Annotated in this window: 2 protein-coding genes; both read left to right on the top strand. The window is 76.6% G+C overall.

Annotated elements, in window-relative coordinates; genetic code table 11:
• Positions 1 to 20: 20 nt before the first annotated feature.
• Complete coding sequence (locus VKK44_RS14095; RefSeq protein ID WP_343447415.1) at positions 21 to 4991, top strand: type I polyketide synthase; 4971 nt, start codon at positions 21 to 23, stop codon at positions 4989 to 4991.
• A gap of 44 nt (positions 4992 to 5035) precedes the next feature.
• Complete coding sequence (locus tag VKK44_RS14090; protein WP_343447414.1) at positions 5036 to 14440, top strand: type I polyketide synthase; 9405 nt, start codon at positions 5036 to 5038, stop codon at positions 14438 to 14440.
• Positions 14441 to 14452: the final 12 nt, after the last annotated feature.

The raw sequence follows: 14452 nt of genomic DNA, 5'->3' as shown, positions 1-14452 counted from the left end.
CGGATCGAGGCAGGGACGCGATGAGCGACGACGACAAGCTGCGGTACTTCCTCAAGCGGGTGACCGCCGACCTGCACGACACGAAGCGCAAGCTGCAGACCGTCGAGGCGCGGGACACCGAACCGCTCGCCATCGTGTCGATGAGCTGCCGGTTCCCCGGCGGCGTCCGGTCCCCGGAGGAGCTGTGGGACCTGGTCGCCGACGGGCGCGACGCGCTCACCGAGTTCCCCGCCGACCGGGGTTGGGACCTCGACGGGCTGTACGACCCCGACCCGGACAAGCCCGGCAAGAGCTACACCCGCGTCGGTGGCTTCCTCGACCGCGCCGGCGACTTCGACCCGGCCCTGTTCGGCATCTCGCCCCGCGAGGCGCTCGCCATGGACCCGCAGCAGCGGCTGCTGCTGGAGACGTCGTGGGAGGCGATCGAGCGGGCCGGCATCGACCCGCTGTCGCTGCGCGGCAGCGCCACCGGCGTCTTCGTCGGGCTGAGCACGTCCAACTACGGCATGGGCCTGCCGTACGTGCCGGACGGCGTCGACATGTACCTCGGCACCGGCAACACCACGAGCGTCGCCTCCGGCCGGATCTCGTTCACGCTCGGCCTCAACGGCCCCGCCGTCACCGTCGACACCGCCTGCTCGTCGTCGCTTGTCGCGCTGCACCTGGCCGGGCAGGCGCTGCGCCGCGGCGAGTGCGATCTGGCGGTCGCCGGCGGCGTCACCGTGATGGCCACCCCGGGCGTGTTCATCGTCTTCTCCCGCCAGCGCGGCATGTCCGTCGACGGGCGGTGCCGCGCGTTCGCGGCCGGCGCCGACGGCACCGGCTGGGGCGAGGGCGGCGGCGTGGTCGTGGTCGAGCGGCTCGCCGACGCCGAACGCAACGGCCACCCGATCCTCGCCGTGATCCGCGGCAGCGCGCTCAACCAGGACGGCGCGTCCAACGGCCTGACCGCCCCGAACGGCCCCTCCCAGCAGCGGGTCATCCGGGCCGCGTTGGCCGACGCCCGGCTCGGCGCGGCCGACGTCGACCTGGTGGAGGCCCACGGCACCGGCACCACGCTCGGTGACCCGATCGAGGCGCAGGCGCTGCTCGCCACGTACGGGCAGGACCGGCCCGCGGACCGCCCGCTCTGGCTGGGCTCGGTGAAGTCGAACATCGGCCACACGCAGAGCGCCGCAGGCGTGGCCGGGCTGGTCAAGATGGTGATGGCGCTGCGGCACGGCACGCTGCCGGCGACGCTGCACGTGGACGCGCCGTCCCCGCACGTCGACTGGGACGCCGGCGCGGTGGAGCTGATCACCGAGAACCGGCCCTGGCCGGACCTGGGCCGGCCCCGCCGCGGTGGCGTCTCCTCGTTCGGGGTCAGCGGCACCAACGCCCACGTCATCGTCGAGGAGTACCGCCCCTCCGCCACCGAGGCGGCCGAGACGCCCGCCGACGACGCCCCCGCGCCGCGCCGCGGCGGCCTGCTCGCCGCCGGCCCCACCGCCTGGCCGGTCTCGGCCCGGACCCGGGGCGCGCTCGCCGGGCAGGCCGCCCGGGTGGCCGCGCACCTGCGCGCGCAGCCGGCCGACCCGGCCGCGGTGGCGTGGTCCCTCGCGACCACCCGGTCCACGCTCGACCAGCGCGCCGTCGTCGTCGGCGCGGACCCCGCCGAGCTGCTCGCCGGCCTGGACGCGCTTGCCGCCGGCCTGCCGGCCGGCAACCTGGTCACCGGCACGGCGTCCGCCGCCGGCGCCGGCCCGGTCTTCGTCTTCCCCGGCCAGGGCGCCCAGTCCGCCCGGATGGCCGCCGGCCTGGTCGGCCGGTGCGCGCCGTTCGACACCGCGCTGGCCGAGTGCCAGACGGCGCTGGCCCCCCACCTGGACGTCGACCTCGTGTCGGTGCTGACCGGCGACGACGAGTCCTGGCTGGACCGCGTCGAGGTGGTGCAGCCGGTGCTGTGGGCCGTCGGTGTGGCGCTCGCCGCCGTCTGGCGCGCGGCCGGCGTGACACCCGACGCGGTGGTCGGCCACTCGCAGGGTGAGATCGGCGCGGCGTGCGTCGCGGGGATTCTGTCCCTGGAGGACGCCGCGAAGACGGTGGCGTTGCGGTCGCGGGCGCTGTCCGCGTTGCGGGGTACCGGCACGATGGCGTCGGTCGACCTGTCGGCCGACGAGGTGACGGCCCGATTGGGCGGCTTCGAGGGTGTCGGTGTGGCGGCGGTCAACGGCCCGGCGACCGTGGTGGTGTCCGGTCCGCCGCAGGCGGTCGCCGATCTGGTGGATGCCTGTCAGGCCGACGGCATCCGGGCCCGGCTGATCCCGGTCGACTACGCCTCGCACTCCGCCGCCGTGGAGGAGGTGGCCCAGCAGTTGCGTACCGACCTGGCCGGCGTGACGCCGCGGGCCGGGCACACCCGTCTGGTGTCCACGCTCACCGGTGACTGGGTGGACCCGGCGACGATGACGGCGGACTACTGGTACGACAACCTGCGTCGCACGGTCCGCTTCGACACCGCTGTCCGGACCGCGATCGAGGCGGGGCACACGACGTTCGTGGAGATCTCGCCGCATCCGGTGTTGACGATGCCGGTGACGGCGGTCCTGGACGACACCGGTACCGCCGGGCACACGTTGTCGACGTTGCGTCGGGGTGAGGACGACCCGACCCGCCTGTTGACCAACCTGGCCACCGCGCACAGCATCGGCCTGCCGGTCGACCTGACCGCCGTCCTCGCCGAGACGGACACCGTCGCGCTGCCCACCTACGCGTTCGACCACCAGCGGCTCTGGCTCGACGGCAGCGGCGGCCCCGAGCGGGAGGACCAGGCGGCCGACCACGGCAGCCCGGACGACAGCGGCTTCTGGGCCGCCGTCGAACGCGACGACCTGTCCGGCCTCGCCGAGGTGCTCGCCGGCGACGACCTCCCCGCCGGGCAGGCGCTCGACGCGCTCGCCCCGGCGCTGCCGGTGCTGCACCGCTGGCGGCGGCAGCAGCGTCGCCAGTCCGACATCGACAGCTGGCGCTACCAGGACACCTGGAAGCCGCTCACCGGCATCACCAACCGCGGCATGGCCGGCACCTGGCTGGTCGTGATGCCCACCGGCGACATCGTCGAGCCCTGGCAGGAGGCGTGCGTCGACGCGTTCGCCGCCGCCGGCGCCACCGTCGTCCCGCTGCCGGTCAGCACCACCGACGCCGACCGGGACGTGCTCGGCAAGCTGCTGCGCGAGGCGCTCACCGCCGGCGCGGACGGCACGCTCACCGAGGTGACCGGCGTGGTGTCGCTGCTCGCGTTCGACGAGCTGGTCCACCCGATGCACCCGTCCGTGCCCGGCGGCTTCGCCGCCACCGTCGCGCTGGTCCAGGCGCTCGGCGACATCGGCCTGGCCGCCCCGATGTGGGCGGTCACCTCCGGCGCCGTCTCGGTCGGCCGGGCCGAACTGCTCCGCTCGCCCGGCCAGGCGATGATCTGGGGCTTCGGCCGCGTCGCCGCGCTGGAACACCCGCAGCGTTGGGGCGGACTCGTCGACCTGCCGGAGGCGGTCGACGAGCGCAGCGCCGGCCTGCTGGTCGCGGCGCTCACCGCCGCCGGCGAGGAGGACCAGATCGCGGTACGCCCCGGCGGACTGCTCGGCCGCCGGCTCACCCGCGTCCCGCTCGGCGACAGCCGGCCCGCGCACCCGTGGCAGCCCTCCGGCACCGCGCTGGTCACCGGCGGCACCGGCGCGCTCGGCGGGCACGCCGCCCGCTGGCTCGCCCGCAGCGGGGTGGAGAACATCGTGGTGGCCAGCCGGCGCGGCATGGACGCCCCCGGCGCCGCCGAACTCGTCGCCGACCTCACCGCGCTCGGCGTCACCGCCAGCGTGGTCACCTGCGACGCCGCCGACCGGGACGCGCTGGCCGCGCTGATCGACGCCATCCCCGCCGACCGGCCGCTGAGGGCCGTGGTGCACGCCAGCGCGGTGCTCGACGACGCCCTGATCAACGACCTGCGCATCGACCAGATCGAGCGGGTCCTCGCGGCCAAGGTCGACGTCGCGTACCACCTGCACGAGCTGACGCTCGACATGGACCTCGGCGCGTTCGTGCTGTTCTCCTCGTTCGCCGGCTCGGTGGGCAGCTCCGGCGTCGGCAACTACGCCCCGAGCAACGCGTTCCTCGACGCGCTCGCCCAGCACCGGCGCGGCCTCGGACTGCCCGGCACGTCCATCGCCTGGGGCGCCTGGGCCGGCGGCGGCATGGCCGACGGCCCGTTCGGCGAGCTGCTGCACCGGCACGGCGTACCCGAGATGCCGCCGGAGGCCGCGATCGCCGCGCTGCACCAGGCCGTCGACCACGGCGAGGCGTTCCTCACCGTCGCCGACATCGCCTGGGAACGGTTCTCCGTCGCGTTCACCGCCACCCGGCCCGGCCCGCTGATCAGCGACCTGCCGGACGTACGCCGGCTGCGCACGGTCGAGCGGACCACCGGCGGCGAGGTGCCCGACGGCCCGGAGTCGCTGCGCGACCGGCTCGCCGGACTGCCCGCCGGCGACCGGATGGCGGTGCTGCTCGCACTGGTCCGCGGCCAGGTCGCGGCCGTGCTCAACTACCCGTCCGGGGAGTCGGTGGACGAGCACCGGGCGTTCCGCGAGCTGGGCTTCGACTCGGTCACCGCGGTCGAGCTGCGCAACCGGCTCGGCCTGGCGACCGGGGTGGCGCTGCCGGTCACCCTGGTCTTCGACTACCCGACGCCGACCACGCTGGCCGAGTACCTCTACGCCGAGGTGGCCCAGGACGACGTGGTCACCCCGACCGCGCTGCTGGACGACCTCGACCGGATCGCCGACGGGCTCGACGTGGTGGCCCGCGACGAGGCCGCCCGGGTCCGGGCCACGGTCCGCCTCCAGGCCATGCTCACCCGGCTCGGCCAGGGCGGAGGCGGCGACGACCTGGGCCGTCATCTCGGCGACGCCAGCGACGACGAGCTGTTCGCCATGGTGGACCGCGACCTCGGTCTGTCCTGACCCGCACCGGCTCACTCCCGTCCCCTGCGAGGAAGCGGCACCCGATGGCCAATGAAGACAAGCTCCGCGACTACCTCAAGCGGGTCATGGCGGACCTGCACGACACCCGCCGCCGGCTCAGCGAGGCCCAGTCCCAGGAACTGGAGCCGGTGGCGATCGTCGCGATGAGCTGCCGGCTGCCCGGCGGCGTACGCGACCCGCAGGACCTGTGGGAGTTGCTGACCGAGGGCCGGGACGCGGTCGCCCCGTTCCCCGACGACCGGGGCTGGGACCTCGACCGGCTCTACCATCCCGACCCCGACCACCCCGGCACCTCGTACGCCCGCGAGGGCGGCTTCCTCGACGGGGCCGGGGACTTCGACGCCGCGTTCTTCGGCATCTCGCCCCGCGAGGCGCTCACCATGGACCCCCAGCAGCGGCTGCTGCTGGAGACCGCCTGGGAGACCGTCGAGTCCGCCGGCATCGACCCCGCCGCGCTGCGCGGCAGCCGCACCGGGGTGTTCGTCGGCACCAACGGGCAGGACTACGGCACGCTGCTGATGATGTCGCCCGACGGCGACGAGGGCCACTCGATGACCGGTGGGGCGGCGGCGGTCGCCTCCGGTCGGGTGTCGTACACGCTCGGCCTGGAAGGCCCGGCCGTCTCCATCGACACCGCCTGCTCCTCGTCGCTGGTCGCGCTGCACCTGGCCGCCCAGGCGCTGCGGGCGGGGGAGTGCGAACTGGCGCTCGCCGGCGGCGTCACCGTGATGGCCACCCCCGGCCTCTACATCGGGTCGAGCCGGCAGCGCGCGCTCTCCCCGGACGGGCGGTGCCGCTCCTTCGCCGCCGCCGCCGACGGCGCCGGGTTCTCCGAGGGCGTCGGCTGGCTGCTGGTGGAGCGCCTCTCCGACGCGCGCCGCAACGGGCACCCGGTGCTCGCCTTGCTGCGCGGCAGCGCGGTCAACCAGGACGGCGCGTCGAACGGGCTCACCGCCCCGAACGGGCCCGCCCAGCAGCGGGTGATCAGCCAGGCGCTCACCGCGGCCCGACTGGCCACCGCCGACGTGGACCTCATCGAGGCGCACGGCACCGGCACCAACCTGGGCGACCCGATCGAGGCGCAGGCGCTGCTGGCCACGTACGGGCAGGACCGTGGCGACGCCGGGCCGGCGCTGCTCGGCTCGGTGAAGTCGAACATCGGGCACGCCCAGGCCGCCGCCGGGGTGGCCGGGGTGATCAAGGTGGTGCTGGCCATCCGGCACGGACTGGTGCCGGCGACGCTGCACGTCGACGAGCCGTCCCCGCACATCGACTGGTCGTCCGGCGCGCTGGAACTGGTGACGTCGGCGCGGCCGTGGCCGGAGCGCGGCCGTCCCCGCCGGGCGGCGGTCTCCTCGTTCGGCATCTCCGGCACCAACGCGCACGTCATCGTGGAACAGGCGCCGGAGGCACCCGCGCCGACCGGCGCCGTCCCCGCCCCGGGGCTGCTCGCCGCCGCCGTCACCGCCTGGCCGGTGTCCGCCCGTACCCGGGGCGGGCTCGCCGGGCAGGCCACGCGGCTGGCCGCGCACCTGCGCGCGCACCCGGCCGACCCGGCCACGGTGGCCTGGTCGCTGGCCACCACCCGGTCCGCGTTCGACAAGCGGGCGGTGGTGCTCGGGTCGTCGGCCGAGGAACTGCTGTCCGGTCTGGACGCGGTCGCGGCCGGCACGCCGTCGGCGGCGGTCGTGACCGGCACGGCGGAGCGGCCCGCCGGTCCGGTGTTCGTGTTCCCGGGTCAGGGCGCGCAGTCGGCGCGGATGGCGGCGGGTCTGGTGGGCCGGTGCGCGCCGTTCGACGCCGCGCTGGCCGAGTGCCAGACGGCGTTGACGCCGTATCTGGACGTGGACCTGGTGTCGGTGCTGACCGGGGACGACGAGTCGTGGCTGGACCGCGTCGAGGTGGTGCAGCCGGTCCTGTGGGCCGTCGGCGTCGCGCTGGCCGCGGTGTGGCGGCACGTGGGGGTGAGCCCGCAGGCGGTGGTCGGTCACTCGCAGGGGGAGATCGGCGCGGCCTGCGTGGCGGGGATCCTGTCCCTGGACGACGCCGCGAAGACGGTGGCCCTGCGGTCGCGGGCGCTGTCGGTGCTGCGCGGCACCGGCACGATGGCGTCGGTCGACCTGTCGGCCGACGACGTCACCGCACGGCTGGCGGGAAGCGCGACGGCGTCCGTCGGCGCGGGGTCGACCGCGAACGGATCACGCTTCGCGGGGGTGGGAATCGCGGCGGTCAACGGCCCGTCGACAGTGGTGGTTTCCGGCCCGCCGCAGGCGGTCGCGGACCTGGTGGACGCCTGTCAGGCCGAGGGTGTGCGTGCCCGGCTGATCCCGGTGGACTACGCCTCCCACTCGGCGGCCGTGGAGGAGGTGGCGCAGCAACTGCGTACCGACCTGGCCGGCGTGACGCCGCAGGCGGGTCACACCCGGCTGGTGTCGACGTTGACCGGGGACTGGGTGGACCCGGCGACGATGACGGCCGACTACTGGTACGACAACCTGCGGCAGACCGTCCGGTTCGACACGGCGGTGCGCGCCGCCGTCGAGGCGGGACACACGACGTTCGTGGAGATCTCGCCGCACCCGGTGCTGACCATGCCGGTGACGGCGATCCTGGACGACCTCGGCACGGCCGGGCACACGCTGTCCACGCTGCGGCGGGGCGAGGACGACCCGACCCGGCTGCTGACCAACCTGGCCACCGCGTACAGCATCGGCCTGCCGGTCGACCTCACCCGCGTGCTGGCCGGGACGGACACCGTCGCGCTGCCCACCTACGCGTTCGACCACCAGCGGTACTGGCCCGCCCCGCCGCGCTTCGTCACCGAGCGCGACGGCGAACCCGACCCCGACCGCTGGCACTACCGGGTCACCTGGACCCCGCTGCCCGACCTGCCGCTGACCCGGCTCACCGGCGCCTGGCTGGTCCCCGTGCCCGCCGACCTGGCCGACGATCCGCTCGTCACCGGCGTGCTCGGCGCGCTCGGCAACGTCGGCGCCGACGCCGTACCCGTGCCGGTCGACCCGGCCGACGACCCGGCCGCGCTCGCCGACCGGCTGCGCGCCGCGCTGCCCGCCGACGGACCCGCCGCCGTGCTCTCCCTGCTCGGGCTCGACGGGCGAGCCCACCCCGAGCACCCGGCCACCACGCTCGGTGTCGCCGGCACCGCCCACCTGGTCCAGGCGCTCGGCGCGCTCGGCGTCGAGGCGCCGCTCTGGTGCGCCACCCGCCGCGCCGTCACCACCGGCGACACCGATCCCGCCCCCGAGCCGGCCGCCGCCGCCGTCTGGGGCCTCGGCCGGGCCGTCGCGCTGGAACACCCGGCCCGCTGGCGCGGCCTGGTCGACCTGCCCGACCGGCTCGACGCCACCACCGCCGCGCTCCTCGGCGCGGTGCTCGGCGCCGACGGCGTCGAGGACCAGATCGCCGTCCGGGACACCGGCGCCCACGCCCGCCGACTCACCCGGACCACCGACCTCGCCGACGACACGATCCGACTGCGCGACACCGTGCTGATCACCGGCGGCACCGGCGGCCTCGGCGGGCACCTGGCCCGCTGGGCCGCCCGCGCCGGCGCCGCGCACGTGCTACTGGCCAGCCGTCGCGGCCCCGACGCCCCCGGCGCCGGCGACCTCGCCGCCGAGCTGACCGACCTCGGGGTACGCGTCACCGTGGCCCGCTGCGACGTCACCGACCGCGACCAGCTCGCCGCGCTGCTCGCCGACCTGCCCGACGACGCGCCGCTGCGGGCCGTGCTGCACACCGCCGCCGTGCTCGACGACGGCATCGTGGACACCGTCACCCCCGCCCGCCTGCACACCGTCGCCGCGCCCAAGAGCGCCGCCGCCGACCACCTCGACGCGCTCACCCGCGACCACGAGTTGGACGCGTTCGTGCTCTTCTCCTCCGTCGCCGGCACCACCGGCAACGCCGGCCAGGGCGCGTACGGCGCGGCGAACGCCCACCTCGACGCGCTCGCCCACCGACGTCGCGCCGACGGGCTGCCGGCGCTCTCCGTGGCCTGGGGCGCCTGGGCCGGCGCCGGCCTGCCCGCCGACAACGAACGCGCCCAGCAGCGGCTGCGCCGCGGCGGCATGGTCGCCATGGACCCGGACCTCGCCGTCGCGGCCCTGGCAAGGGCGCTGGGCCGCGACGAACCCACAGTGGTCGTCGCCGACGTCGACTGGGGCCGCTTCGCGCCCGCGTTCGCGCTGGTCCGGCCCAGCCCGCTGCTCGGCGACCTGCCCGAGGTCCGGGACGCGCTGCGCCCCCCGGAGACGCCGACCGCGCCCGAACCGGCCGACCAGCCCGGCTCGGCGCTGGCCCGGCAGCTCGCCGGCCGCACCGCCGCCGAACGCACCGAGACGCTGCGCGACCTGGTCCGCCAGTGCGCCGCCACCGCGCTCGGCTACGGCGCCGCCGCCGACGTGCCCGTCACCCGCCCGTTCCGCGACCTCGGCCTCGACTCGCTGACCGCGGTGGACCTGCGCAACCTGCTCGCCACCGCCACCGAGCTGCGGCTGCCCGCCACGCTCGCGTTCGACTACCCGAACCCGGCGGTGCTCGCCGGGCACCTCGACGAGCTGCTCACCGGCGCCGGCACGCCGGTCGACGGGCCGGCCGCCGTGGCCACCCCCGACGAGCCGCTGGCCGTGGTGGCGATGAGCTGCCGCTTCCCCGGCGGCGCGGACGACCCGGAACGGCTGTGGCAACTGCTCGCCGCCGGCGGCGACGCCATCGGTGACTTCCCCACCGACCGGGGCTGGGACCTCGACCGGCTCTTCGACACCGACCCCGCCGTCGAGGGCACCAGCTACGCCCGCCAGGGCGGCTTCCTGCCCGACGTCGCCGACTTCGACCCCGGCTTCTTCGGCATCAGCCCCCGCGAGGCGCTCGCCATGGACCCGCAGCAGCGGCTGCTGCTGGAGACCTCGTGGGAGGCGATCGAACGCGCCGGCATCGACCCGCGGACGCTGCGCGGCACCCCCACCGGCGTCTTCGTCGGCACCAACTACCAGGACTACCGCAACCTCATGCTCACCGCCGAGGGCGCCGAGGGGCACCTGATGACCGGCAACGCCGGCAGCGTGCTCTCCGGGCGGGTGTCGTACACGCTCGGACTGGAAGGGCCGGCCGTGTCCGTCGACACCGCCTGCTCCTCGTCGCTGGTCGCGCTGCACTGGGCCGGCCAGGCGCTGCGCGCCGCCGAGTGTTCCCTGGCGCTGGTCGCCGGCGTCACCGTGATGTCCACCCCCGGCGTGTTCGTCGGCTTCAGCCGGCAACGCGGACTGTCCCCGGACAGCCGGGTCAAGGCGTTCGCGGCCGGCGCCGACGGCACGAGCTGGGGGGAGGGCGTCGGCGTGCTGCTCGTCGAGCGGCTCTCCGACGCCCGCCGCAACGGCCACCCGGTGCTCGCCGTGGTCCGGGGCAGCGCGGTCAACCAGGACGGCGCGTCCAACGGGCTCACCGCCCCGAACGGGCCGGCCCAGCAGCGGGTCATCCGCGCGGCGCTGGCCAACGCCCGGCTCGACGCCGGCGACGTGGACGCGGTCGAGGCGCACGGCACCGGCACCCGGCTCGGCGACCCGATCGAGGCGCAGGCGCTGCTCGCCACGTACGGGCAGGGCCGGCCGGCGGACCGGCCGCTGCTGCTCGGCTCGATCAAGTCGAACATCGGCCACACCCAGGCCGCCGCCGGCGTCGCCGGCGTGATCAAGATGATCCTCGCGCTGCGCCACGGCTACCTGCCGCCGACCCTGCACGTCGACGCGCCCAGCGACCAGGTGGACTGGACGACCGGCTCGGTGGACCTGCTGACCGAGGGGCGGCCCTGGCCGCTGACCGGCCGGCCGCGCCGCGCCGCCGTCTCCTCGTTCGGGATCAGCGGCACCAACGCCCACACCATCCTGGAGCAGGCCCCCGAGCCGCCGGTGCCGACCGGGGAACCGGCGGAGCCGCCGGTGGTGCCGGTGCTGCTGTCCGCCCGTACCGCCGGATCGCTGGCCGCCCAGGCCACGCCGTGGGCCGACCGGCTCGCCGGTCCGACCGCGCCCCCGCTTGTCGACGTCGGCTGGTCCTCGGCGGTGTCCCGGGCCGCGCTGGACCACCGCGCGGTCGTGCTCGCCACCGACCGGCGGGCGCTGCGCGCCGGGCTCCGCGCGCTCGCCACCGGCGACGACTCGCCCGCGCTGGTCACCGGCGCGGTGACCGGCCGGCCCCGGGTGGCCTACCTGTTCTCCGGGCAGGGCGCGCAACGCCCCGGCATGGGCCGCGAGCTGGCCGCCGCGTACCCGGTGTTCGCCGCCGCGCTGACCGAGGCGTGCGCCGCGCTCGACCCGCACCTGTCCCGGCCGTTGCGCCCGCTGCTCGACGCCGACCCCGGCACCGACACCGCGGCGCTGCTGGACCGCACCGAGTTCACCCAGCCGGCGCTGTTCGCCGTCGAGGTGGCGCTGTTCCGGCTGCTCACCGCGTGGGGCCTGCGCCCGGACGCGGTGGCCGGGCACTCCATCGGCGAGTTCGCCGCCGCCCACGCCGCCGGCGTGCTCACCCTGGCCGACGCCGCCGAACTGGTCGCCACCCGGGGCCGGCTCATGCAGGCGCTGCCCACCGGCGGCGCCATGCTCGCGGTCGCCGCGAGCGAGGACGACGTCCGCGCCACGCTTACCGACGGGCTCGCCGTCGCCGCGGTCAACGGCCCCGCCGCCGTCGTGGTCGCCGGCCCCGCCGACGCCGTCGACCGGGCCGCCGCCGACTGGACCGCCCGGGGAGTACGCACCCGACGGCTCACCGTCAGCCACGCGTTCCACAGCCCGCTGATGGAACCGGTGCTCGACGAGTTGGCCGCGCTCGCCGCCCGGCTGCCGCACCACCCGCCGACCGTGCCGCTGATCTCCACCGTCACCGGCGCGCCGGTCGACGCGGCGACCATCGGCGCGCCCGGCTACTGGGCCCGGCACGCCCGCGACACCGTCCGCTTCGCCGACGCGCTCACCGCGCTGCGCGAGCACGGCTGCACCGCGTACCTCGAGGTCGGCCCGGACGCGGTGCTCACCGCGCCGGCCCAGGGCGTGCTGGCCGCCCACGGGCCGGTCCCGCCGGTGCTGCCCACGCTGCGCCGGGACCGGCCGGAACCGCTCACCCTGCTGCGCGCGGTCGCCGCGCTGCACGTGCACGGCGTGGGCGTGGACTGGCCCGCGCTCTACGCCGACGCCGACCCGCAACCGGCCGACCTGCCCACCCACGTGTTCGACAGGCAGCGCTACTGGCCGCAGCCGCCGGCCTGGCTGACCGCGCCGCCCGCCGAGGACACCGCCGTGGAACGCCGCTTCTGGGCGGCCGTCGAGGCGGAGGACCTGGACGGCCTGCTCACCGAGCTGGACGTGGCCCCGGACCAGCCGTTCGACGCGGTGCTGCCGGCCCTGTCGGCGTGGCGGCGACGCGGCCGGGAACGGTCAGTGGTGGACGGCAGCCGCTACCGGGTGCACTGGGAACCGGTCGACGCCACCACCGCGCCCGCGCCGGACGGTCCGGGCCGCTGGCTGGTGCTGCTGCCCGCCGACCGGGCCGCCGAACCGGGCCTGGTCGCGCTGGCCGGCGCGCTCGGCCCGGCGGCCACCACCGCGCCGGTGGACACCACCGCCGACGCCGACGAACTGGCCACCCGGCTGACCGACCTGGTCGCCGCCGCCACCGCCGACGGGCCGGCCCGCATCCTGTCCCTGCTCGGACTGGACGAGACGCCGCACGCCGAGCACCCGACCCTGCCGCGCGGCCTGGCCGCCACCGTCGGACTGCTCCAGACACTCACCGACCTGGACGCGCCGGCCCGGCTCTGGTGCGCCACCCGCGGCGCGGTCGGCGTCGGCGACGCCCCGCCCAGTCCCCGGCAGGCGGCGCTGTGGGGCCTCGGCCGCGTCGCCGCGCTGGAACAGCCCGCCCGCTGGGCCGGCCTGGTCGACCTGCCCGCCACCGTGGACGACGACACCGTCCGCCGACTCGCCGCGCTGCTGACCACCACCACGGAGGACCAGCTCGCGGTACGCGGCGACGGGACGTACGCCCGGCGGCTCGCCCCCGCCGCCACCGACGGTGAACGCCCGCCGTGGCAGCCGCGCGGCACGGTCCTGATCACCGGCGGCACCGGCGCGCTCGGCGGGCACGTGGCCCGCTGGGCGGCCGACGCCGGCGCCGAACGGATCGTGCTGACCAGCCGGCGTGGCGTCGACACGCCGGGTGCGACGGACCTGCTGGCCGAGCTGACCGCGTCCGGCGTCGACTGCCGCGTCGCCCGCGCCGACGCCGCCGACCGGACCGCCATGGCCGCGCTGCTCGCCGACCTGCGCTCCGACGGGCCACCGCTGCGCGCGGTGGTGCACGCCGCCGGCGTCAGCGAGGTGGTGCCGCTGGCCGAGACCACGCTGGAGGACCTGGCGTACGTCATCGGGCCGAAACTGGCCGGCGCGGAGCTGCTCGACGAGCTGCTCGACGGCGTCGAGCTGGACGCGTTCGTGCTCTTCTCCTCCATCGCCGCCACCTGGGGCAGCGGCGGGCAGGGCGGGTACGCGGCCGGCAACGCCGCACTGGACGCGCTCGCCGAGCGGCGACGGGACCGCGGGCTGCCGGCCACGTCGGTGGCCTGGGGGCCGTGGACCGAGTCCGGCATGTTCGACGACGACGCGCCGGAGCAGTTGCGCCGACGCGGCCTGCGGGTGCTGCCGCCCGAACCGGCGATGGCCGGGCTGCGGCACGCGCTCGCCGCCGGCGACACCTGCGTCACCGTCGCCGACGTCGACTGGGCCACGTTCCACCCGCTGTTCACCGCGCTGCGGCCCAGCCCGCTGCTGGCCGACCTGCCGGCCGTGCGGGCGCTCGCCGCCGCTGCCGCCGAGCCGGTCGCAGCGGCCGGGCCGGACGGCCGGGACCGGCTCGCCGAGCTGCGCGCGCTGACCGCCGACGACCGCCGGGACGCGCTGCTGGACCTGGTACGCACCGACGCGGCGAAGGTGCTCGGCCACCCCTCGGTCGACGCGGTCGAGCCGGAACGGGGCTTCCTCGACCTCGGGTTCGACTCGCTGACCGCGGTGGAGCTGCGCAACCTGCTCACCGCCGCGACCGGGCGCGAACTGCCCACCACCGTGGTGTTCGACTACCCGACCCCGGCCGGGCTGGCCGCGTACCTCGACGACGAGCTGTTCCCCGGCGGCGACGAGCCGGCCGGCGGCGCCGACGAGGAGACGGTGCGGCGGGTGCTCGCGGCGATCCCGCTGGACCGGCTGCGCCAGGCCGGACTGCTCGACGAGCTGCTGCGCCTCGGCCGCGACACCGCCGCGCCGGCCGCCGACCCGGCCCCGGACGTGCCGGCGGCCGAGATCCACGACCTCGACGTCGCCGGACTGGTCCGGATGGCGCTCGAAGGATCCGACTCGTGACCCGGCCGGCCG

Source organism: Micromonospora sp. DSM 45708, assembly GCF_039566955.1.
In the GTDB taxonomy this organism is placed as follows: Bacteria; Actinomycetota; Actinomycetes; order Mycobacteriales; family Micromonosporaceae; genus Micromonospora.
This window is presented reverse-complemented; position numbering and strand designations above follow the sequence as displayed.

Bases quoted from the DNA above. Each gene is read 5' to 3' on its own strand.
- VKK44_RS14090 (WP_343447414.1), top strand. From the start codon at position 5,036: ATGGCCAATGAAGACAAGCTCCGCGACTACCTCAAGCGGGTCATGGCG.
- VKK44_RS14095 (WP_343447415.1), top strand. From the start codon at position 21: ATGAGCGACGACGACAAGCTGCGGTACTTCCTCAAGCGGGTGACCGCC.